This is a genomic window from Klebsiella sp. M5al (genome assembly GCF_002090195.1).
Classification (GTDB): Bacteria; Pseudomonadota; Gammaproteobacteria; order Enterobacterales; family Enterobacteriaceae; genus Klebsiella; species Klebsiella grimontii.
Genome location: NZ_CP020657.1, coordinates 4296070 through 4317004, shown reverse-complemented (window position 1 = coordinate 4317004; position 20935 = coordinate 4296070). Strand labels below are relative to the sequence as shown.

Here is a 20935-nt window from a genome sequence, read left to right as displayed (position 1 = left end):
TATCATTGATGGTGTGATATGGAATCGAACGAACAAAAACTGACTGAACTGCGAACCACGCTTCGCCATCATGAATACCTGTACCACGTCATGGATACGCCGGAAATTCCTGATGCTGAATACGATCGGCTGATGCGTGAACTACGTGAACTGGAAGCTCAACATCCTGAATTGATTACGCCCGATTCACCTACCCAGCGCGTCGGCGCCGCACCGCTAGCCGCATTCAGCCAGATTCGCCATGAAGTGCCGATGCTGTCGCTGGATAACGTTTTCGATGAAGAGAGCTTCCTTGCGTTTAATAAGCGCGTTCAGGATCGGTTGAAAAATACCGATGATCTGACCTACTGCTGTGAGCTCAAGCTGGATGGCCTGGCGGTCAGTATCCTGTATGAAAACGGCTTGCTGGTACAGGCGGCGACCCGCGGCGATGGAACGACCGGTGAAGATATCACCTCCAACGTACGCACCATTCGCGCTATCCCTCTGAAGCTTCGCGGCGACAATATTCCGCAGCGGCTTGAGGTTCGTGGAGAGGTTTTCCTGCCGCAGGCGGGGTTCGAAAAAATCAATGAAGAGGCGCGGCGAACCGGCGGGAAGGTATTTGCTAACCCGCGAAACGCCGCTGCAGGTTCTTTACGCCAGCTCGATCCGCGGATTACCGCGAAGCGTCCACTCACTTTCTTTTGCTACGGCGTGGGCGTGCTGGAAGGCGGCGAGCTGCCGCGAAGCCACTCAGCGCGCTTGCAGCAGTTTAAGTTCTGGGGACTGCCGGTCAGCGAGCGCGTAAAGCTCTGCCATTCTCCAGAGGAAGTGCTTACTTACTATCGCAAGGTTGAAGAAGATCGGCCGAATCTGGGGTTTGATATTGACGGTGTGGTTATCAAAGTGGATTCGCTTGCGCTTCAGGAACAGCTTGGCTTCGTGGCCCGCGCGCCGCGCTGGGCGGTGGCGTTTAAGTTTCCGGCCCAGGAGCAGATGACTTTCGTGCGCGATGTCGAGTTTCAGGTCGGGCGTACCGGCGCCATCACGCCGGTAGCGCGTCTGGAGCCGGTACAGGTCGCCGGCGTCCTGGTCAGCAACGCGACGCTGCATAATGCTGATGAAATCGAGCGTCTGGGGCTGCGCATCGGCGATAAGGTGGTTATTCGCCGCGCCGGTGATGTTATCCCTCAGGTCGTGAACGTCGTTCTCTCAGAACGCCCGGAGGAGACGCGTGAAATCGTGTTTCCCACCCATTGCCCGGTATGTCATTCCGACGTTGAACGCGTAGAAGGCGAAGTGGTGACCCGCTGTACCGGCGGTCTGATCTGCGGCGCCCAGCGTAAAGAAGCGCTCAAGCATTTTGTCTCCCGTCGCGCCCTGGACGTGGAGGGAATGGGCGATAAAATCATCGATCAGCTGGTTGAAAAAGAGTACGTGCATACGCCTGCCGATCTCTTTCAACTGACGCCGGGTAAGCTTACCGGGCTCGATCGCATGGGGCCAAAATCAGCGCAAAACGTGGTGGATGCGCTGGAGAAGTCAAAAGAGACCACCTTTGCTCGTTTCCTTTACGCGCTGGGGATCCGCGAAGTGGGTGAGGCGACGGCAGCCGGTTTAGCGGCCCACTTTGGCACCATTGAGGCGCTGGAGCAGGCTTCAATTGACGATCTGCAAAAAGTGCCCGATGTCGGGATTGTGGTCGCCACGCACGTGCGTAATTTCTTTGCCGAAGAGAGCAATCGCGAAGTGATTGCTCAGCTGCGTAAAGAAGGCGTCCGCTGGCCGGCGCCGGTGGTGGTCAATGCGGAAGAGATCGATAGCCCCTTTGCCGGCAAAACGGTGGTTCTGACCGGTAGCCTGAGTCAGCTCTCCCGTGATGATGCGAAAGCCCGGCTGGTTGCGCTCGGCGCGAAGGTGGCGGGCAGCGTGTCGAAGAAGACCGACCTGGTTATCGCCGGGGAGGCGGCGGGCTCTAAGCTCGCCAAAGCGCAGGAGCTAGGGATTGCGGTGATCGATGAAGACGAAATGCTGCGTCTGCTCGGAGAGTCGCGTGGATAAAGAGCAGCTTATTGAGATTGCCAATACGGAAATGCCGTTTGGTAAATACAAAGGGCGGCGCTTAATCGATGTGCCGGAAGAGTATTTGCTGTGGTTTGCCCGTAAGGATCAATTTCCCGCCGGGCATCTTGGCGAGCTGATGGCATTAACGCTATTGATTAAAACGGAGGGGCTGACCAGCCTGGTCGAGCCCCTTAAGCGTCCGCGTTAGGCTTCGGAGGCGCGATTTTTCTCCTGCGCCTGTAACGCTTCGGCCTGGCGCTTATAGCGCCGCGCCAGCACCGCACAGACCATAAGCTGAATCTGATGGAAGATCATCAGTGGCAGCACCATTATTCCCAGAATTGAGGTCGGGAAGAGAATATTGGCCATCGGAATGCCGTTCGCCAGGCTCTTCTTCGACCCGCAGAAGACAATCGTAATTTCATCCGCTTTATTGAACCCGCACCGGCGCGCCACAAACACGTTGATAGCAATGACAATCGCCAGCAGCACGATGCTGACAATAACGATAAACAGCAGCGAACCAACGCCGACTTTGTGCCAGATACCGTTAACCACCGCCTCGCTGAACGCCGAATAGACCACCAGCAGGATGGAGGTCTGGTCGGTTTTCGAGATCCACTTTTTATGTTTTGCCACCCAGTTGCCAATCCATGGACGCGAGAGATGTCCCAGCACAAACGGCAGCAACAGCTGCAGCATAATCTTGCCGACCTGCTCCAGACTCCCGCCCGCGCCGTGCAGATTCATCAACAGGCCGACCAGCAGTGGCGAAATGAAGATCCCCAGCAGGCTTGAGGCCGAAGCCGAGCATACCGCAGCCGCCACGTTGCCGCCCGCCAGAGAGGTAAACGCAATGGCCGACTGGACGGTGGCGGGAAGAATGCAGAGATAAATAAACCCGGTATAGAGCGCCGGATCGACGTTAACGGGCGCCCACCAGGCGAACAGCACGCCAAGCACGGGAAAAACGATAAACGTGCTGCACATAACCCAGAGATGCAGACGCCAGTGGCTGCCCCCGGCAACGATCGCCTCACGGGAGAGCTTGGCGCCGTGCATAAAGAACAGCAGCGCGATGGCGGCGGTGGTTAAATGTTCAAAGAAGGGGACAAATCCGCCGCGCGCAGGAAAAAAGGAGGCCAGCAGGACGACGGTGACTAACGTTAGGGTGAATGGATCAAGAATGCGGAAAAATTTCATAAACGCTCCTGAAAATCGATGTCGCTATTGTGCTTTCTTTAGTTTGAGAAATAAAATCGATTTATTGCATCTATTCATGAAAAAAAGAGATGAATTATTCGCTGCGTCAGTTAAAAGTTTTTGTGACCGTTGCCCGCGTTAAAAGCTTTAGCCGGGCAGGGGAGAGCATTGGTCTTAGCCAGTCTGCGGTCAGCCATAGCGTAAAAGAGCTGGAGCACCAGACCGGCGTACGCCTGCTTGACCGAACGACGCGTGAAGTGGTGCTCACGGAGGCAGGACAGCAGCTGGCGGCCCGGCTTGAGCGCTTGCTGGATGAACTCAATAGCACGCTGCGTGAGGCCGGTCGCGTCGGGCAGCAGCTGATGGGCACCGTCCGGGTGGCGGCCAGCCAGACCATTTCCGCCCATCTGATCCCGCAGTGCATTGCCTACAGCAACCGGCGCTATCCGGAGATAGATTTCGTTCTGCACGATCGCCCCCAGCAGTGGGTGCTGGAGAGCATTCGGCAGGGAGAAGTGGATTTTGGTATCGTTATCGATCCCGGCGCCGCGACCGATTTACAGTGCGAGACGGTTCTCGCTGAACCATTCCTGCTGCTTTGCCGCAGCGATCACCCTTTTGCCGGACGGGACGCGGTGAGCTGGCAGGACCTACAGCACCAGCGGCTGGTTTTGCAGGATTATGCTTCTGGCAGCCGTCCGCTGATTGATGCTGCGCTTTCAGGATTCGCCGTTACCGCGAACATCGTGCAGGAAATCGGGCATCCGGCCACGCTATTTCCGATGGTTGAGTCGGGGATAGGCATCAGTATATTACCCGCATTAGCGCTGCCGCTCCCGCAGGGGAGCCGTTTGCAGGTGAAGCGGCTGACGCCGGTAGTGGAACGCCAGCTGATGCTGGCGCGGCGTAAAAACCGCTCCCTATCGACAGCCGCAGAGGCGCTGTGGGAGGTGGTGCGGCTGCAGGCGGCCCGGCTTACCGCCTTACGCGAAAACGATCCCTTGTATCAGAAATGAAATCAATAGCTTTTTGATATCAAACGTCCGGGAAAACTGTATTGGTAATCGATTGCGTCGCATCGTTATAACAAGATGGTAGCCAATCATTTTATCCATTCTTCAGTTTTTAAGGACAGCTTATGAGCGACACGCTTTTCTCACAGAACCCCTGGTATAGCGCCGATATTATTCGCGGATATAAGCCGGATTTTACGCCGCGCGTGGCTTTTATTCTTGGTTCTGGTCTAGGGGCGCTGGCGGAACAAATTGAAGATGCGGTGGCGATATCTTACGAGAAGCTGCCCGGCTTCCCGGTGAGTACGGTTCACGGCCATGCCGGCGAGCTGGTGCTGGGAAATCTGGCCGGCGTACCTGTTGCCTGCATGAAAGGGCGCGGGCACTTCTATGAAGGACGGGGCATGCCGGTGATGACCGATGCTATCCGCACGCTAAAGCTGCTGGGGTGTGAACTACTGTTTTGTACTAACGCGGCCGGTTCGTTGCGCCCGGAGGTCGGGCCGGGTAGCCTGGTGGCGCTCAGCGATCACATTAATACGATGCCGGGCACGCCAATGGTTGGCCCGAATGATGAACGTTTCGGCGAGCGCTTTTTCTCTCTGGCCAACGCCTATGATGCGGATTATCGCGCCGTTCTGCAGAGCGTGGCGGCGGAAGAAGGGTTTCCGCTGACCGAAGGCGTATTTGTTTCCTATCCCGGGCCGAATTTTGAGACGGCGGCAGAGATTCGCATGATGCAGATTATCGGCGGCGATGTGGTGGGGATGTCCGTGGTGCCGGAAGTGATTACCGCCCGTCATTGCGGGTTAAAAGTGGTGGCAGTCTCAGCGATTACCAATCTGGCTGAAGGGCTGGGCGATGTGAAATTATCTCACGCGCAAACCCTGGCGGCGGCCGAACTCTCCCGGCAGAACTTTATCAACCTGATCTGCGGCTTCTTGCGCAAACTGGCCTGAAAAAAATAATAAATATGACCCCGCTTGCGGGGTTTTACTTTAATGGCAAGGAACGGAAAAATGGGTATCGCCTCTCGCTTAAAGCTCATGTCGTTTTTGCAATATTTTATCTGGGGAAGCTGGCTGGTCACCCTGGGTTCTTACATGATAAACACGTTGCATTTCACCGGCGCAAACGTCGGTATGGTCTATAGCTCCAAAGGGCTGGCGGCTATTATCATGCCCGGCGTTATGGGAATTATTGCCGATAAATGGCTACGTGCAGAACGGGCCTACATGCTCTGCCATCTGGTCTGCGCAGGAGTGCTTCTTTATGCGACGACCGTTACCGACCCGGATACCATGTTCTGGGTAATGCTGATTAACGCGATGGCCTACATGCCGACCATCTCCTTGTCTAATAGCGTCTCCTACTCCTGCCTGGCGCAGTCCGGTCAGGATCCGGCGACCGCGTTTCCGCCTGTTCGCGTGTTTGGCACGCTCGGCTTTATTGTCGCCATGTGGATGGTGAGCCTGATGGGTCTGGAGCTGAGCAGCGCGCAGCTGTATATCGCCTCTGCCGCGTCGTTATTGCTGGCGCTCTACGCGTTTACGCTACCGAAAATTCCCGTGACCGAGAAGAAAGCCAGCACCACATTGGCCGCGAGACTGGGGCTGGATGCATTCGTATTGTTTAAAAATCCGCGGATGGCCATTTTCTTTTTCTTCGCAATGATGCTCGGGGCGGTACTGCAAATCACCAACGTCTTCGGTAACCCCTTCCTGCATGATTTCGCCCGCAACCCGGCGTTTGCCGACAGCTTTGTCGTGCGCTATCCCTCTATTTTGCTTTCTGTTTCGCAGATGGCGGAAGTCGCCTTTATTCTCACTATTCCGTTCTTTCTGAAACGCTTTGGCATTAAAACGGTCATGTTGATGAGTATGCTGGCGTGGACGCTGCGCTTTGGCTTTTTTGCCTTTGGCGATCCGTCTCCGTTCGGTTTTGTACTGCTGTTGATGTCGATGATTGTTTACGGCTGCGCATTCGACTTCTTTAATATTTCAGGGTCGGTATTCGTTGAGCAACAGGTGGGAGCGAATATTCGCGCCAGCGCGCAGGGGCTGTTTATGACCATGGTGAACGGTGTCGGCGCGTGGGTTGGTTCGGTTCTCAGCGGCTTGGCCGTGGACTACTTTTCTCTGGACGGCGTAAAGGACTGGCAAACCATCTGGCTGGTGTTCGCAGCCTATTCATTAATGCTGGCGGTCATTTTTGCCCTGTTCTTCCGCTATAAACATGAACCTGAGCAGCGAATGGAGAAAGAGCTGGCCCATTAATCCTCTTCAGCGGCGGGGCATGTCCCGCCGTTTCATTTTCTCTGATGTAATGTGGTAACTTTGCGCATTATCCTTCGCCCCAGGAGCGCATGAGCCATGGAACGCACGCATCGTATCGATCTGAAGTTATTGCGCTATTTTCTGGCTGTCGCAGAAGAGCTGCATTTTGGCCGTGCGGCGGCGCGGCTGAATATGTCGCAGCCTCCGCTCAGCATTCACATCAAAGATCTGGAGCAGCAGCTCGGCACGCTATTGTTTGTTCGTCACTCCCGCAGCGTGGCCTTGACCCACGCAGGAAAAATCCTGATGGAGGAGTCCCGTCGTCTGCTTTCCAGCGCGAATCAGGCTCTGGCGCGCGTGGAACAGATTGGGCGGGGTGAGGCCGGGCGGGTGGAGTTGGGCGTGATAGGCACGGCAATGTGGGGAAAAATGCGTCCGGTGATGCGTCGTTTTTTGAAAGAGCATCCTAACGTGGAAGTGCTTTTCAGAGAGAATATGCCCGCGATGCAGATGGCGATGCTGGAACGACGCGAGCTGGACGCCGGCGTCTGGCGAATGGCAACGGCGCCTTCTCCTGGCTTTACCAGCCTGCGCTTGCATGAGTCCTCTTTTCTGGTGGCCATGCCGGAAGAGCATCCGCTAGCCGCGCGTAAGGCGATCCCGCTTGCGACGTTGCGTAACGAATATTTTGTCACTATGCCCTCAATACATACCGACTGGACGTTTTTACAACGCGTGTGCCAGAGTGCCGGATTCTCGCCGATGATTATCCGTGAGGTAATGGAGCCGCAAACGGTGCTGGCGATGGTCAGTATGGGGATCGGCATTACGCTCATCGCCGATAGCTACGCGCAGATGGCATGGCCGGGGGTTGCGTTTCGTCCGCTGGAAGAGCGGATATCCGCTGATTTGTATATCGTCTATGACCAGCATCAGGCGACGCCTGCGCTGGAGAAACTGGTTGCGGCGCTAGTGAATTAAGCGTCATTGCCGGATGGCAAGGTAAAAGGCTGCTCCGGCTTTGTGTATCGCAGATAGCAAAAAAGCGCCTTTAGGGCGCTTTTTTACATTGGTGGGTCGTGCAGGATTCGAACCTGCGACCAATTGATTAAAAGTCAACTGCTCTACCAACTGAGCTAACGACCCGAAGTGGTGGGTGATGACGGGATCGAACCGCCGACCCCCTCCTTGTAAGGGAGGTGCTCTCCCAGCTGAGCTAATCACCCACTTCGGTACTTCATTTTACGGCAAGAAATCCAGCTGGCGAGAAAGTGGTGGGTGATGACGGGATCGAACCGCCGACCCCCTCCTTGTAAGGGAGGTGCTCTCCCAGCTGAGCTAATCACCCACTTCTCAATTTCTTGCTACACGGCGGAGACTACGTAAAGTAGTTGGTGGGTGATGACGGGTTCGAACCGCCGACCCCCTCCTTGTAAGGGAGGTGCTCTCCCAGCTGAGCTAATCACCCCCGCTGTGTGGAGTCGCATTATAGGGAGAGTTGGAAATGAGTCAACGCCTTTTCTAAATAATTTGTTTGTTCGTCGTAAAATTAAACAAAACGATCGCAATGTCATCTGTGGCGCATGATTTATAAACAAAAAGGGGAAAGCGTGACGTTGAAACGGTAACAACATTGAGGAATCAGCCCACGGTGTTAGAATATTCCCCCATAAAATCTAACGAACGCTGCCGCGTGTCGGCACCTTTATCAAACGTAAGGCCACTTCATGAAAATCAAAACTCGCTTCGCGCCCAGCCCGACAGGCTATCTGCACGTTGGCGGCGCGCGTACTGCTCTCTATTCCTGGCTTTTTGCACGTAACCACGGCGGTGAGTTTGTGCTGCGTATTGAAGACACCGATCTCGAGCGCTCAACGCCGGAGGCCATTGAAGCCATCATGGATGGTATGAACTGGCTGAGCCTGGAATGGGATGAGGGTCCGTACTTCCAGACCAAGCGTTTTGATCGCTACAACGCCGTCATTGATGAAATGCTGCAGGCGGGCACGGCCTATAAATGCTACTGCTCCAAAGAGCGCCTGGAAGCGCTGCGTGAAGAACAGATGGCGAAAGGTGAAAAGCCGCGCTACGACGGTCGCTGCCGCCATGGCCACGAGCATCATGCTGACGACGAACCTTGCGTTGTCCGTTTTGCCAACCCGGAAGAGGGTTCCGTTGTTTTTGACGACCAGATCCGCGGTCCGATCGAATTCAGCAACCATGAGCTGGACGATCTGATTATCCGTCGTACCGACGGTTCCCCGACCTACAACTTTTGCGTGGTGGTTGACGACTGGGATATGGAGATCACCCACGTTATCCGTGGCGAAGACCATATCAACAACACCCCGCGCCAGATTAACATCCTGAAAGCGCTGAATGCGCCGGTGCCGGTTTACGCCCACGTCTCGATGATTAACGGCGACGATGGTAAAAAACTCTCCAAGCGTCACGGCGCGGTCAGCGTTATGCAGTATCGCGACGACGGCTACCTGCCGGAAGCGCTGCTGAACTATCTGGTGCGTCTGGGATGGTCCAGCGGCGACCAGGAGATTTTCTCTCGCGAAGAGATGATTAAACTGTTCAGTCTGGGAGCGGTGAGCAAATCTGCCAGCGCGTTCAACACGGAAAAGCTGCAGTGGCTGAACCACCACTATATCAATTCGCTGGCCCCGGAATATGTGGCAACGCATTTACAGTGGCACATTGAGCAGGAAAATATCGACACCCGTAATGGGCCTCAGCTGGCTGATCTGGTGAAACTGCTGGGCGAACGTTGCAAAACGCTTAAAGAGATGGCGGCGAGCTGCCGCTATTTCTATGAAGATTTCGCCGAGTTTGATGCCGATGCGGCGAAAAAACATCTGCGTCCGGTTGCCCGCCAGCCGCTGGAAATGGTGCGCGACAAATTAGCCGCCATGAGTGACTGGACGGCCGAAAACGTCCACCACGCGATTCAGGCGACGGCCGATGAGCTGGAAGTGGGAATGGGAAAAGTGGGGATGCCGCTGCGCGTCGCGGTGACCGGTGCAGGCCAGTCTCCGGCGCTTGATGTCACCGTGCATGCAATCGGTAAGTCACGTAGCGTAGAACGAATCAATAAAGCGCTGGCCTTTATTGCTGAACGGGAAAGTCAACAATCCTGATAGTAATATCGGGATTTATAAAACGGTGGGGCAAGCTAACCCCGCCGTTTTTTTTGCCTATTTTTTAGCATCAGCAATACCCAGCCGGGATAGAAACCCGCTGATCCCTTCGCGGGCAAGAAAATCGCGCAGGTGCAACTGCTCTGCGGGGGTCATCAGGTGCATGGTCTCAACAATCTGGCGCCAGATCGTATCAGCATCATTCACAAAGTATTTAACGACTGGTTCCGCCAGCTGGTTATCAAGGGTTAAATGGCGCAGCGCCGGGATATTTGCCAGGAAATCGATTACCGCTTTGTCGATGACAATCACGCGAGCGCGCCCGCCTTTCACACCGGGTATGGCTTCCGTCCGCCAGCTTTGCTCTCTGGCCCAACGGTTAATGGTTTGCCGGGCGAGATTAAGGCACTCGGCGAGCTCCGCTGGCGTCATTTTTTCTTTGAGTTTCATCATGATTTCACCGATCGCGGATACCCAGTCGGTTGAGTAGCCCGGTGATCCCCTCGCGTAGCAACAGCGACATAAACAGCTTTTGCTCACCCGGCGTCATCTCTTTACATAGCGTAAGCAGCAGAGATTCCAGATCGTTATCCGTTGCGGAATAGGGGACGGGGTTTTCGGCCACGCGCTGTGCGCTGCGGATAAACTCGCGAACCTGCTCATTAACATGTACGAGGCGCGCTTTACCGCCCTGTACGCCGGGTCGCGGGGAAGTTTGCCATCCCTCTTTGCGTACCCATTTGTTAATCGTTTGCCGACTGAAGCCAGTCAGATGCGCTATTTCTTCAGGTGTCATTCGTTCCTTGAGCATACTATTTCCTGAGTAAATATGTGGGAATTAGTTGCACATGTTATAGCATCCTTTTAAAGGAAAGCGTGACATGTTTAGCTTCTGGCTGCGATAAGGCTCGCAATGTCAGCCGTTTGCCTGCTTTTTCAGCGATCAAATAGCTGGGATTGATTTTGCCGTTGACACCTGGCGAAGGAATTCATATTATGCCGCCCGTCAACACGACACGCTTTACGTTACGGGGCTATAGCTCAGCTGGGAGAGCGCTTGCATGGCATGCAAGAGGTCAGCGGTTCGATCCCGCTTAGCTCCACCAAAACCTGCACCCATCAGGTTTGGTTCGTAAAGAGGTCCTGTGGGGCTATAGCTCAGCTGGGAGAGCGCTTGCATGGCATGCAAGAGGTCAGCGGTTCGATCCCGCTTAGCTCCACCAAATTCGGAACCCTCGCTGCGGCGGGGGTTTTTTTGTTTGTCTGCTGGAGGAAATGTAAAGCATTCTTTGAATAAGTCAGCAAACCTCTGCGTTAAGTAATTTCAGATTTTTTCACTATTTAAAATCTTGCCTGCCTTTATTAAGCAACATAATATCTGTTGCCTAAATATATTTATTGCAGCCGGAGTTTTAATTAACAATAATGATTGATCATCTTAACATTAAGATCAAAAAAACTCTGCTGGCTTTCCTGGTCTGCCTTATCGCAATTCCGCTGTCCCGATTTATTTCGCCGCAAACCATTATTGACGGAAATCAAATTTATTTGGCATGGTTACCGCTGAGCTTAATGTATTCGGTGCTTTTTATTTTTGGCCGCTACGCCGTTGCGCCATTGATAATCGCGTTTGCGATCACCAACGCCTGGATAATCGATCTGACGCTAGCCCAGGCGCTGATCCTGCTATTCTGCCAGCTCTTTTCGGTTTTCGTCTCCTGCGCTATTGTCCGCTTTCAGCTTGGAAGGCGCTGGCGCGCCGGGCTGACGGCAAAACATATGGGCGCGAGGATTTTTTGGGGAGGCTTTTTCGCTCCCCTCCTGTTGAAGGTCACTATGTACATGGCGGGGCGTTTTTTTTCGTTTCCGCTGGCGATCTCCAGCTATTTCGGCAATATGTCAGTTATTTACACTATTATCGATATACAAAGCCTGATTAGCGCCGCATTAATTTTTACGACATTCTTTTATTATCCGTTGCGGATGATTATCAGTCCGCATTATGCGCGAGCATTCTGGCGCAATCTTTGTCACGCGTGGCGGACGCGCGAGCAGCGGGTATTTACGTTGTATTGGTTTGTGGCCCTGGCGGCAATATTACTGGTGCTGTGTACGCCTTATGATTCTGTTTTTATTGCCGGTTATTTAGTCCCGCTTATTTTCATTTTATACTTCATTGGTATTAGCCGCCTGGGACATACGCAGATTCGCATTTCATGGTCCGTTTCCGCCTTTTTACTCGTGGCGTATAACCAGAATTTTTTACATGGGGTACAAACTGAATATTCACTATCATTTGTTCTTTCAGTACTAATTTGTTTCACTATCTGCCTGTTTTATATGGCGGATATCTATGCTCGCAGTGAAAGAATGAAGCTCAGGTGGCGAGATCAGGCGGAAGAAGATCCGCTAACCGGTTTACCGAATCTACGCGCGCTGGAGAGCCACCTGCAGCGAAACCCTGCTGTTGCCATCAGCAGCCTGCGTATTCAGAATCTGGATTTTCTGAGTCGTCATTACGGCATGATGATGAGAGTAGAGAGCAAAAGGCAGATTGCCCGCAAACTACAGCCGCTATTGGCTCAGGGAGAGCGCATATATCAGCTCCCCGGCAGCGAGCTGTTGCTGGTGCTTAATGGCCCGGAGCCAGAGGCGCGTTTAAATCATATTGTTTCCACGCTTAACCATAAAAAGTTTAGCTGGAACAACCAGGCGTTGGATCTGGAATTTGGCGCATCATGGGGCGGCTACGGCGGTAAAGAATCCGAGCTTCATCCGATGCTCGGTCAGCTTAGCTGGTTATCGGAGCAGGCCGGGGCGGGGCGGCGCGTATTAGCGCTGGACGCGGCGCAAGAGCAGATATCCGATCAAACAAGCGAACAGGTACGGCTGCTGGCGAAAATTAAACAGGCGCTTAGCGAGCGTGGAGTGGTGCTGTACGCCCAGCCTATCCGGAATGCCTGCGGAGAAGGGTACTATGAGATACTTAGCCGTATGCGCTGTGGTAATACCATCATTACGCCCGATAGGTTTATTCCACTGATTGCGCAATTTAACCTGAGCCAGCGTTTTGATATGCAGGTACTGGAAACGCTGTTTAGTTCGCTCAAAAACCACCACGGTCGGCATTTCTCCGTTAACCTGCTGCCCTATACGCTGATGCAAAAGGATAGCGCGGCGCAAATCATCGCTCTGTTTAAACGCCATAACCTGTCGGCAGAGGCGATAACGATTGAGGTTACCGAGGAGCAGGCATTTTCCGATGTTGAGACCAGCATGCATAACATCCAGCTGCTGCGAGATTTCGGCTGCGGCATCGCGATTGATGACTTTGGTACCGGCTACGCTAACTACGAGCGCCTGAAAAGCCTGCAGGCCGATATCCTGAAAATTGACGGCTGCTTCGTGCGTGATATCGAGACCGATCCGCTGGATGCCATTATGGTCAAATCTATTATTGAAATGGCCAAGGTTAAGAAAATGAAGGTGGTGGCGGAATATGTTGAAACGCCTGAGCAGCGGGAAAAGCTTCTTGAGTTAGGCGTTGATTATTTGCAGGGGTATCTGATCGGTAAGCCGCTGCCGTTGAGCGAACTGCGGACATGAAAAAGCCGGGACTTGCCCGGCTTTCGCTAATTACAGTACCAGCGCGGCGATAGACGCAGAGAGCACGCTCACCAGCGTAGAACCGTACACCAGCTTCAGGCCGAAGCGGGAAACCACGTTACCTTGCTCTTCATTCAATCCTTTAATTGCCCCGGCGATAATACCGATAGAGGAGAAGTTAGCGAAGGAGACCAGGAAGATAGAGATGATGCCTTCCGCACGCGGAGAGAGCGTGGCGGCAACTTTCTGCAGATCCATCATGGCGACGAATTCATTAGAAACCAGTTTGGTGGCCATAATACTCCCTACCTGCAGCGCTTCACCCGCCGGTACGCCCATAACCCAGGCTACCGGATAGAAGATATAGCCGAGGATCCCCTGGAAGGAGATGCTATAGCCGAACCAGCCGGTGACGGTGGCGAACAGGGCGTTCAGCGCGGAAATCAGCGCGATGAAGCCAATCAGCATGGCGGCAACGATAATCGCCACTTTAAAGCCCGCCAGGATGTATTCACCCAGCATCTCGAAGAAGCTTTGGCCTTCATGCAGGTTGGACATCTGCAGGTTTTCTTCGCTTTCGTCGACGCGGTACGGGTTAATCAGCGACAGAACGATAAAGGTGCTGAACATGTTCAGTACCAGCGCCGCGACCACATATTTCGGCTGCAGCATGGTCATGTACGCGCCCACGATAGACATGGAGACGGTAGACATCGCGGTCGCCGCCATGGTGTACATGCGGTTGCGGGACATCTTGCCAAGAATATCTTTATAAGCGATGAAGTTTTCGGACTGGCCCAGAATCAGGGAGCTGACAGCGTTAAAGGATTCCAGCTTGCCCATGCCGTTGATTTTGGACAGTACGGTACCGATAGCGCGAATGACGATAGGCAGAATGCGAATATGCTGCAAAATACCGATCAGCGCGGAAATAAAGACGATCGGGCACAAAACTTTCAGGAAGAAGAACGCCAGACCTTTGTCGTTCATGTTGCCGAAGACGAAATTTGTCCCTTCATTAGCGAAACCGAGGAGTTTTTCAAACATCTCGGAGAAGCCCTTCACAAAACCCAGGCCAATGTCAGAGTTCAGGAAGAACCAGGCCAACAGCACTTCAATGACCAGCAGCTGAATGACATAACGAATACGAATCTGCTTACGGTTGTGGCTGACCAACAGGGCCAGAATGGCCACCACTACGATCGCGAGAATAAAGTGCAGGACGCGGTCCATATTTGCTCCAAATATGAGGCAGGTTAAATTTCTGTGCACATTCTATGTAACAAGCGCAAAGAAAACGAGAGCTAGCACACACTATTGCAAGGATATGTGACTAATGGCAAAAATAGTGATCAACCATGCATTTTTGTTATGTTACGTAAAGGTTTTAAAAGTTGCTCTCTTGTACTATTCTGGTGATTAATTAAAAGCGTTTATCAGTTCCCCCGGTTTTTCAGTTGCCGACCCGCTATCGTTCCCTCCTATCATAGCAATCATTATCACCATTCCAAATGAACTTGATAATCATTCGCATTTTGATAGCATGAAACATAGCAAAGGCTATATTTCCAGAGGCAGAAAATGACAAACAGTCGCGTTGAGAATAGCAGCGGTCGCGCAGCGCGCAAGATTAAGCTCGCCCTGATGGGGCCGGCGTTCATTGCTGCCATCGGCTATATCGATCCGGGTAACTTCGCCACCAACATCCAGGCCGGTGCCAGCTTTGGCTACCAGCTGCTGTGGGTGGTGGTATGGGCTAACCTGATGGCGATGCTGATTCAGGTGATGTCGGCGAAGCTGGGCATCGCCACCGGAAAAAATCTGGCGGAGCAAATTCGCGACCATTATCCGCGTCCTGTGGTGTGGTTTTACTGGGTGCAGGCCGAAATTATCGCGATGGCGACCGATCTTGCCGAGTTTATTGGCGCGGCTATCGGATTTAAGCTGGTTCTCGGCGTGTCATTGCTGCAGGGCGCGGTGCTGACGGGGATTGCGACGTTTCTGATTCTGATGCTCCAGCGTCGCGGTCAAAAGCCGCTGGAAAAAGTGATTGGCGGGCTACTGCTGTTCGTCGCGGCGGCGTATGTCGTAGAGCTTATCTTCTCTCAGCCCGCGCTGGCGCCGTTAGCGAAAGGGATGCTCGTTCCATCTCTGCCGACCAGCGAGGCGGTGTTTCTTGCCGCCGGGGTGCTGGGAGCGACCATTATGCCGCATGTCATCTATTTACACTCGTCGCTCACTCAGCACCTGCATGGAGGCACGCGCAAAGATCGCTATAACGCCACGCGCTGGGATGTGGCGATTGCCATGACCATTGCTGGTTTTGTCAACCTGGCAATGATGGCGACCGCCGCCGCGGCCTTCCATTTCAACGGCCACACCGGAGTTGCCGACCTCGATCAGGCCTATCTGACGCTTGAACCCTTGCTGAGCCACGCGGCAGCCACCATCTTTGGCCTGAGTCTGATTGCGGCGGGTTTATCTTCTACGGTTGTTGGGACCCTGGCGGGGCAGGTGGTGATGCAGGGCTTTATCCGCTTTCATATCCCGCTGTGGTTTCGTCGGGCGATCACCATGCTGCCGTCGTTTATCGTGATTTTAATGGGCCTGGATCCCACGCGTATTCTGGTGATGAGCCAGGTATTGCTGAGTTTCGGTATTGCCCTCGCGCTGGTGCCGCTGCTGATATTCACCAGCGACTCGCGCCTGATGGGCGATCTGGTCAATTCCCGGTGGGTAAAACTGCTGGGGTGGGCGATTGTCGCAGTCGTTGTGGCGCTTAACGGCTGGCTGATTGTTGGGACGATATTTAGTTAAACGCGACAACGAGAAAGGGAGCCGGATGGCTCCCTTTTACAATAAATATTAATGATGACCGTGGCCGTGGCCGTGGCCATGTCCGCGACCGCCTGGTCCACGACCCCAACCGCCGCGTCGGTCATCACGATCATTCCAGCCTTCACGATAGCCGCGCTCGTAGGCTTTACGTTTATCCCAGCCGCGATGCCAGCCGTTATCGTGACGACGCCAGCGGTTATCGCGCCATTCATAGTGTCTACGCCAATAATCACGGTCGCGCCAGCCGCCACCGTCCCAGTAGTTACCATAATTGTCGCGATCGCCAATTTGTAATTTTATTGATGGCAACAGGGTGATTTCACCAGCATTAGCGACCAATGGCGCTGAAGCCAGAAGCACTGCAGCCAAAATCAGTGACCTGAACATACTCTTCTCCTTCACGATCGGGGCCGTTGTCGGCCTGTTAACCTGATATTACGGGGCGGTAAAGCCCCGTCGTATCGGAGGAACTCCTAAATCGCCAGTGAGAGCACTTTTTGCTAAAGTAACAATGAATTTACACCGCAAGGATCGCGTCGATGGTTGCCCGCTCTTCGGCGCTGAAATGGCGATTTTCCAGCATGCCAACCGCATCGTCGAGCTGCGAGGTTTTACTGGCGCCAATCAGTACCGAAGTGACTTTCTCATCGCGCAGCACCCAGGCCAGCGCCATCTGCGAAAGCTTCTGTCCGCGGGATTCGGCCAGCGCGTCCAGCTGGCGAACTTTTTCCAGTTTGCTTTCGGTAAGCTGATCCGGTTGCAGGAACCGGCTACCGCTGGCGGCGCGGGAGTCAGCCGGAATGCCGTGCAGGTAACGGTTGGTTAACTGGCCGCCCGCCAGCGGTGAAAACGCTATACTTCCCACCCCCGAGGTGTGCAGGAAATCCAGTAATCCCTCTTCGACCCAGCGTTCAAACATCGAATATTTTGGCTGATGAATCAGGCACGGCGTGCCGAGATCGTTAAGGATGTTGACGGCTTGCCGGGCCTGTTCGAGCGGATAATTAGACAAGCCGACGTACAGCGCCTTGCCCTGGCGGACGATGTGGTCCAGCGCGCGCATGGTTTCCAGCAGCGGCGTTTCGGGGTCAGGGCGGTGGTGGTAGAAAATGTCGATATAGTCCAGGCCCATTCGTTTAAGGCTTTGATCGAGGCTGGCGATCAGGTACTTGCGCGATCCCCAGTCGCCATAGGGGCCGTCCCACATGGTGTAACCGGCTTTGCTGGAGATGATCAGCTCATCGCGATAGGGCAAAAAATCCTCTTTCAGAATACGGCCAAAATTGCTCTCCGCCGATCCCGGCGGTGGCCCGTAGTTATTGGCTAAATCGAAATGGGTTATGCCGAGATCGAATGCGTGACGCAGAAGCTGACGGCTGGTTTCCACCCGCGTTTCATCGCCAAAATTATGCCAAAGCCCCAGAGAAACTGCCGGTAGCTTTAGTCCGCTATGACCGCAGCGGCGGTATTCCATCGTTTGATATCGCGTGGCGTTTGCCTGGTAAACCATACTTCCTCCGCAGATAAAACAGGGTTGTGTATACGTTTACACTAAAGAATCTTTGGCGCCGAGTATACTCCCTGAACGCGTAAATTTTACTTGCCACCGCATTTGTTGGGTGCAATGTGGACAGCGCAACTGCTTATTCAATACTCAACTTATCTGCATGAGAGGAGAGTGGGGATATGCAACCGACTTACACCATTGGCGATTATCTGCTGGATCGTCTCGTAGACTGCGGTATAGACCGCTTGTTTGGCGTACCTGGTGATTACAATTTACAGTTTCTCGACAGCGTTATTGCGCATCGGAATTTAGGGTGGGTGGGTTGTGCAAATGAGCTAAACGCGGCCTATGCCGCTGATGGCTATGCGCGTATCAAGGGCGCAGGCGCGCTGTTGACCACCTATGGCGTCGGCGAGCTGAGCGCGCTGAACGGCATCGCCGGGAGCTACGCTGAACATGTACCGGTCCTGCATATCGTCGGTGCTCCCTGTACCGGCGCCCAGCAGCGCGGCGAGCTGCTGCACCATACGCTTGGCGATGGCGATTTCAGCCATTTTTCGCGTATGAGTGAACAAATTACCTGCTCTCAGGCGGTGCTGGCGGCGGGAAATGCCTGCCATGAAATAGACCGGGTTCTGAGCGAAATGCTCACCCATCATCGTCCTGGTTATCTGATGCTGCCGGCCGATGTGGCGAAGGCAAAGACCACGCCGCCTGCTCATCGTTTGCTTATTCAGGGGCTGCCCGCCGATGAGAACCAGCTGGCGGGTTTCCGCGAGCACGCCGGACGGATGCTAAGAAGCAGCCGTCGCGTATCGCTGCTGGCCGATTTTCTCGCCCAGCGCTATGGGTTACAAAACGCTCTTCGAGAGTGGGTGGCGAAGGTACCCGTTGCTTACGCCACGATGCTCATGGGCAAAGGTCTTTTTGATGAGCAACAGAGCGGTTTTGTCGGGACGTATAGCGGGATAGCCAGTGCGGAGGAGACTCGCGATGCTATCGAAAACGCGGATACCATTATTTGTATCGGTACGCGTTTTACCGACACTATTACCGCCGGTTTTACCCAGCACCTTCCACTGGAAAAAACGATAGAAATACAGCCCTTTGCCGTTCGGGTTGCCGATCGCTGGTTCAGCCGGATTCCCATGGAAAAGGCGCTCGCCATTTTAATCGAGCTCTCTGCCAGCCTGGCGGCAGAATGGGTTTCGCCGAATATTCAGGCGCCCGGCGTGAGTGGCGCGCCAGAGGGGAGCCTGACGCAGAAAAACTTCTGGAATACGGTGCAGAAACAGCTCCGTCCTGGAGATATTATCCTTGCCGATCAGGGTACCGCCGCTTTTGGCGCCGCTGCGCTTAAGCTTCCGGTCGACGCGACGCTGATCGTCCAGCCGTTATGGGGATCGATAGGCTTTACCCTTCCTGCGGCCTACGGGGCGCAAATCGCGGCAGCGGAGAGAAGGGTGGTGCTGATTGTTGGCGATGGCGCTGCGCAGTTAACTATTCAGGAGCTGGGATCGATGCTCAGAGATAAGCAGCGTCCGCTGATTTTGTTGCTCAACAACGAAGGCTATACGGTCGAGCGCGCGATTCACGGTCCCGAGCAACGCTACAACGATATTGCGCTCTGGGACTGGAATCGTCTGCCTGATGCTTTCGCTCCCGACGTCCCCTCCCGCTGCTGGCGAGTGACGCGCACGCAGGAACTACAGGAAGCGATGAATAGCAGCGTCGCCTCAGACAGGCTGACGCTGGTGGAGGTGATGCTGCCAAAAATGGATATCCCCGATTTTCTGCGTACGGTCACTCAGGCACTGGAAGAGAGAAACAGCCGCGTTTAATCGTTGGGGCGTTTGGCGATCATCAGCGGTTTCCCGGCAAGTAATAGCCAGGCGGGAAGCATAACGATGCACAGCAGCGGAAGTAACGTGGAGTCTGGCACCACGACCGCTGCCATAAACAGGCTCAACCAGCCATCGCGCGTCACCACCAGCGTCAGTCCGAGGATCGCGCAGGAAACGGTGATAGCGGCCGGGACGGCATCCACGTGCGCGTGAAGCATCAGTCCGAGCGCGACGCCGACGAACACCGCCGGGAAAATCCGCCCGCCGCGAAAGCCGCAGGCGGCAGCCAGCACCAGCGCCGCCATCTTCACCAAAGCAATAAGCATGAAATCGCTGGCGGTCAATGTCTGGCTAAAGGCTAATTGCTGCATTTCTTCGAGGCCTTTGAACAGGGTAATATGTCCACCGATGACGCCCAGGATCCCCAATAAAAATCCACCAATACCGAGGGTTAAGATCGGATTTTTCAGCCGTTGCATCAGCGCGTGTAAACGCGGTAAGCACCAAACGCCAACCATGCCGACGGCAATAGCAATAAGCGTAACGATAGCCCCGCTAAAGATATCGACAAGCTGCCACTGATTGTACTGCGCGATAGGTAACGAAAAATTGGGGTGGAAAAATAGCCCGGTGGTCAAAGAGCCCGCCGCCGCGGCAAGCAATGGTGCGAAGAGCCGGTCCCAGAGCGGGACATCGTTACTGCTGTTCAGCGTTTGCGAAAAGATCAGCGCCGCAGCAACAGGCGTACCGAATAGCGCTCCGATGGTGCCGGAAGAGGCGAGGATCGTCCAGTCGAGCGCGCTGACGCGGGGGAAAATGCGTGAACCAAGGGCCACCGTCAGAGCGATATTAATTACCATAATAGGATGTTCCGGCCCCAGGCTAACGCCGCCTGCCAGGCCAATTATCAGCGCCGCGAGCAGGCCGGGCAGCGCGCTGGGGCTCACCGGGGCGCCAATGAGCGACTCGGTGGCCGGATCGGGTCCGGCGTGCCCTGGGCTAAAACGTACGACCAGACCTACGGCAATGCCGGTGCAGGTGAGAATAGCGATCGTCCAGAAAGGGCCGCTGGCGTTCATGCCCAGAGCTCCTGGCAGGTTACTCCAGAGAATCTTCTGCAACATGGCTGCCGTTTTCATCGCCACAATCAATACCAGGCTGGCAGCAATACCGATCACGATTGCGGGTATCGATAATAACAGCATCGTTCTGGCGCGCGGGTGCAGCATGAAAATATCCTTCTGAAAATTTCGAAGCACTACTTTGCCCGTACGCGTTTAGGACGTTGGCGCAAATGGTGCTGAAACGATAAAGTAACGAGGTAGCCTGACGATCGTGCCGCACAATATTTTCATAAATTACAGCCTAACTGTGACATAGGTCGCTAAACAAAGGGCACTTATACGTTGGTCGTTGTTGTTAGGTCGTCATGAATTTAGAGTGTGCCAAAGAATCA

17 protein-coding genes and 6 tRNA genes are annotated in these 20935 nt (G+C 54.2%); 12 read left to right on the top strand and 11 right to left on the bottom strand.

Annotated elements, in window-relative coordinates; genetic code table 11:
• Nucleotides 1-18: 18 nt before the first annotated feature.
• Both ligA and BWI76_RS20620 read left to right on the top strand, forming a co-directional pair.
• The gene (gene ligA, locus BWI76_RS20625; protein WP_049099598.1) at nucleotides 19-2043 is read left to right on the top strand and encodes an NAD-dependent DNA ligase LigA; all 2025 of its coding nucleotides are present in this window, start codon (nucleotides 19-21) and stop codon (nucleotides 2041-2043) included.
• Nucleotides 2036-2254 (top strand): DUF3820 family protein, encoded by a 219-nt coding sequence (locus tag BWI76_RS20620; protein ID WP_004870796.1) that lies wholly within the window; start codon nucleotides 2036-2038, stop codon nucleotides 2252-2254. Before ligA ends, BWI76_RS20620 begins: the two co-directional genes overlap by 8 nt.
• On the opposite strand, the gene BWI76_RS20615 is transcribed toward BWI76_RS20620, so the two are convergent.
• Nucleotides 2251-3249, bottom strand: coding sequence for a bile acid:sodium symporter family protein (locus BWI76_RS20615; RefSeq protein WP_004870798.1), 999 nt, complete (start codon nucleotides 3247-3249; stop codon nucleotides 2251-2253). The two genes, BWI76_RS20620 and BWI76_RS20615, sit on opposite strands and share 4 nt — an antisense overlap.
• An 89-nt stretch (nucleotides 3250-3338) precedes the next feature.
• Between BWI76_RS20615 and BWI76_RS20610 the strand changes: the two genes are divergently transcribed.
• The 4 genes from BWI76_RS20610 to BWI76_RS20595 all read left to right on the top strand — a co-directional run bounded on the left by BWI76_RS20610 (nucleotide 3339) and on the right by BWI76_RS20595 (nucleotide 7519).
• A complete protein-coding gene (locus tag BWI76_RS20610) occupies nucleotides 3339-4265 on the top strand; it encodes a LysR family transcriptional regulator (protein WP_024359306.1) in 927 nt (308 codons plus the stop codon).
• A 122-nt stretch (nucleotides 4266-4387) separates the two neighbouring features.
• Entirely contained in the window at nucleotides 4388-5221 is an 834-nt protein-coding gene (gene xapA / locus BWI76_RS20605; protein ID WP_024359305.1) for a xanthosine phosphorylase, read from the top strand.
• A gap of 60 nt (nucleotides 5222-5281) precedes the next feature.
• Nucleotides 5282-6538: a nucleoside permease gene (locus BWI76_RS20600; protein ID WP_004870802.1), complete on the top strand. Its 1257-nt coding sequence runs from the start codon at nucleotides 5282-5284 to the stop codon at nucleotides 6536-6538.
• A 96-nt stretch (nucleotides 6539-6634) separates the two neighbouring features.
• Nucleotides 6635-7519, top strand: a complete 885-nt coding sequence (locus BWI76_RS20595; protein ID WP_064371609.1) for a LysR family transcriptional regulator — start codon at nucleotides 6635-6637, stop codon at nucleotides 7517-7519.
• A gap of 89 nt (nucleotides 7520-7608) precedes the next feature.
• Here BWI76_RS20595 and BWI76_RS20590 read toward each other — a convergent pair.
• The 4 genes from BWI76_RS20590 to BWI76_RS20575 form a co-directional block, all read right to left on the bottom strand.
• Nucleotides 7609-7684: transfer RNA gene (locus BWI76_RS20590), tRNA-Lys, on the bottom strand.
• 4 nt (nucleotides 7685-7688) lie between these two features.
• A tRNA-Val gene (locus tag BWI76_RS20585) sits at nucleotides 7689-7764 on the bottom strand.
• Nucleotides 7765-7810: 46 nt separating this feature from the next.
• A tRNA-Val gene (locus tag BWI76_RS20580) sits at nucleotides 7811-7886 on the bottom strand.
• A gap of 44 nt (nucleotides 7887-7930) precedes the next feature.
• A tRNA-Val gene (locus BWI76_RS20575) sits at nucleotides 7931-8006 on the bottom strand.
• 259 nt (nucleotides 8007-8265) lie between these two features.
• On the opposite strand from BWI76_RS20575, the gene gltX reads away from it, so the two are divergent.
• Nucleotides 8266-9684: a glutamate--tRNA ligase gene (gene gltX, locus BWI76_RS20570; RefSeq protein WP_004870805.1), complete on the top strand. Its 1419-nt coding sequence runs from the start codon at nucleotides 8266-8268 to the stop codon at nucleotides 9682-9684.
• Nucleotides 9685-9741: 57 nt separating this feature from the next.
• Here the strand turns inward: gltX and BWI76_RS20565 are convergent, their stop codons facing one another.
• Nucleotides 9742-10137, bottom strand: coding sequence for a YfeC-like transcriptional regulator (locus tag BWI76_RS20565; protein WP_049086873.1), 396 nt, complete (start codon nucleotides 10135-10137; stop codon nucleotides 9742-9744).
• Nucleotides 10138-10141: 4 nt separating this feature from the next.
• Nucleotides 10142-10495: a YfeC-like transcriptional regulator gene (locus tag BWI76_RS20560; RefSeq protein WP_004123321.1), complete on the bottom strand. Its 354-nt coding sequence runs from the start codon at nucleotides 10493-10495 to the stop codon at nucleotides 10142-10144.
• Between the two features lie 219 nt (nucleotides 10496-10714).
• On the opposite strand from BWI76_RS20560, the gene BWI76_RS20555 reads away from it, so the two are divergent.
• From BWI76_RS20555 to BWI76_RS20545, 3 genes are all read left to right on the top strand, one after another.
• A tRNA-Ala gene (locus BWI76_RS20555) sits at nucleotides 10715-10790 on the top strand.
• 41 nt (nucleotides 10791-10831) lie between these two features.
• Nucleotides 10832-10907: transfer RNA gene (locus BWI76_RS20550), tRNA-Ala, on the top strand.
• Between the two features lie 202 nt (nucleotides 10908-11109).
• Nucleotides 11110-13290 carry an EAL domain-containing protein gene (locus BWI76_RS20545; RefSeq protein ID WP_064371608.1) on the top strand — a complete coding sequence of 727 codons (2181 nt, stop codon included), beginning with the start codon at nucleotides 11110-11112 and terminating at the stop codon, nucleotides 13288-13290.
• A 30-nt stretch (nucleotides 13291-13320) separates the two neighbouring features.
• Here BWI76_RS20545 and BWI76_RS20540 read toward each other — a convergent pair whose 3' ends face one another.
• Nucleotides 13321-14523 (bottom strand): NupC/NupG family nucleoside CNT transporter, encoded by a 1203-nt coding sequence (locus tag BWI76_RS20540; RefSeq protein WP_004104312.1) that lies wholly within the window; start codon nucleotides 14521-14523, stop codon nucleotides 13321-13323.
• 348 nt (nucleotides 14524-14871) lie between these two features.
• Here BWI76_RS20540 and BWI76_RS20535 point away from each other — a divergent pair, with 348 nt between their 5' ends.
• Nucleotides 14872-16107 (top strand): Nramp family divalent metal transporter, encoded by a 1236-nt coding sequence (locus BWI76_RS20535; protein WP_004870823.1) that lies wholly within the window; start codon nucleotides 14872-14874, stop codon nucleotides 16105-16107.
• 48 nt (nucleotides 16108-16155) lie between these two features.
• Here the strand turns inward: BWI76_RS20535 and BWI76_RS20530 are convergent, their stop codons facing one another.
• Together BWI76_RS20530 and mgrA are read right to left on the bottom strand one after the other, a co-directional pair.
• Complete coding sequence (locus BWI76_RS20530; RefSeq protein ID WP_004870824.1) at nucleotides 16156-16515, bottom strand: DUF2502 domain-containing protein; 360 nt, start codon at nucleotides 16513-16515, stop codon at nucleotides 16156-16158.
• A 130-nt stretch (nucleotides 16516-16645) separates the two neighbouring features.
• A complete protein-coding gene (mgrA, locus tag BWI76_RS20525; protein ID WP_024359299.1) occupies nucleotides 16646-17638 on the bottom strand; it encodes an L-glyceraldehyde 3-phosphate reductase in 993 nt (330 codons plus the stop codon).
• A 176-nt stretch (nucleotides 17639-17814) separates the two neighbouring features.
• Here mgrA and BWI76_RS20520 point away from each other — a divergent pair, with 176 nt between their 5' ends.
• The gene (locus BWI76_RS20520) at nucleotides 17815-19476 is read left to right on the top strand and encodes an alpha-keto acid decarboxylase family protein (RefSeq protein ID WP_004870826.1); all 1662 of its coding nucleotides are present in this window, start codon (nucleotides 17815-17817) and stop codon (nucleotides 19474-19476) included.
• Here BWI76_RS20520 and BWI76_RS20515 read toward each other — a convergent pair.
• Nucleotides 19473-20708 carry an ion channel protein gene (locus BWI76_RS20515; RefSeq protein ID WP_004870829.1) on the bottom strand — a complete coding sequence of 412 codons (1236 nt, stop codon included), beginning with the start codon at nucleotides 20706-20708 and terminating at the stop codon, nucleotides 19473-19475. The two genes, BWI76_RS20520 and BWI76_RS20515, sit on opposite strands and share 4 nt — an antisense overlap.
• Nucleotides 20709-20935: the final 227 nt, after the last annotated feature.

What these genes read in the sequence shown, in the direction of transcription:
- BWI76_RS20540 (WP_004104312.1), bottom strand. Translation starts at nt 14,523, where the DNA reads ATGGACCGCGTCCTGCACTTTATTCTCGCGATCGTAGTGGTGGCCATT.
- BWI76_RS20530 (WP_004870824.1), bottom strand. Translation starts at nt 16,515, where the DNA reads ATGTTCAGGTCACTGATTTTGGCTGCAGTGCTTCTGGCTTCAGCGCCA.
- BWI76_RS20545 (WP_064371608.1), top strand. Translation starts at nt 11,110, where the DNA reads ATGATTGATCATCTTAACATTAAGATCAAAAAAACTCTGCTGGCTTTC.
- BWI76_RS20560 (WP_004123321.1), bottom strand. Translation starts at nt 10,495, where the DNA reads ATGCTCAAGGAACGAATGACACCTGAAGAAATAGCGCATCTGACTGGC.
- mgrA (WP_024359299.1), bottom strand. Translation starts at nt 17,638, where the DNA reads ATGGTTTACCAGGCAAACGCCACGCGATATCAAACGATGGAATACCGC.
- ligA (WP_049099598.1), top strand. Translation starts at nt 19, where the DNA reads ATGGAATCGAACGAACAAAAACTGACTGAACTGCGAACCACGCTTCGC.
- BWI76_RS20615 (WP_004870798.1), bottom strand. Translation starts at nt 3,249, where the DNA reads ATGAAATTTTTCCGCATTCTTGATCCATTCACCCTAACGTTAGTCACC.
- BWI76_RS20520 (WP_004870826.1), top strand. Translation starts at nt 17,815, where the DNA reads ATGCAACCGACTTACACCATTGGCGATTATCTGCTGGATCGTCTCGTA.
- BWI76_RS20600 (WP_004870802.1), top strand. Translation starts at nt 5,282, where the DNA reads ATGGGTATCGCCTCTCGCTTAAAGCTCATGTCGTTTTTGCAATATTTT.
- BWI76_RS20565 (WP_049086873.1), bottom strand. Translation starts at nt 10,137, where the DNA reads ATGATGAAACTCAAAGAAAAAATGACGCCAGCGGAGCTCGCCGAGTGC.
- BWI76_RS20610 (WP_024359306.1), top strand. Translation starts at nt 3,339, where the DNA reads ATGAATTATTCGCTGCGTCAGTTAAAAGTTTTTGTGACCGTTGCCCGC.
- gltX (WP_004870805.1), top strand. Translation starts at nt 8,266, where the DNA reads ATGAAAATCAAAACTCGCTTCGCGCCCAGCCCGACAGGCTATCTGCAC.
- BWI76_RS20515 (WP_004870829.1), bottom strand. Translation starts at nt 20,708, where the DNA reads ATGCTGCACCCGCGCGCCAGAACGATGCTGTTATTATCGATACCCGCA.
- BWI76_RS20535 (WP_004870823.1), top strand. Translation starts at nt 14,872, where the DNA reads ATGACAAACAGTCGCGTTGAGAATAGCAGCGGTCGCGCAGCGCGCAAG.
- xapA (WP_024359305.1), top strand. Translation starts at nt 4,388, where the DNA reads ATGAGCGACACGCTTTTCTCACAGAACCCCTGGTATAGCGCCGATATT.
- BWI76_RS20595 (WP_064371609.1), top strand. Translation starts at nt 6,635, where the DNA reads ATGGAACGCACGCATCGTATCGATCTGAAGTTATTGCGCTATTTTCTG.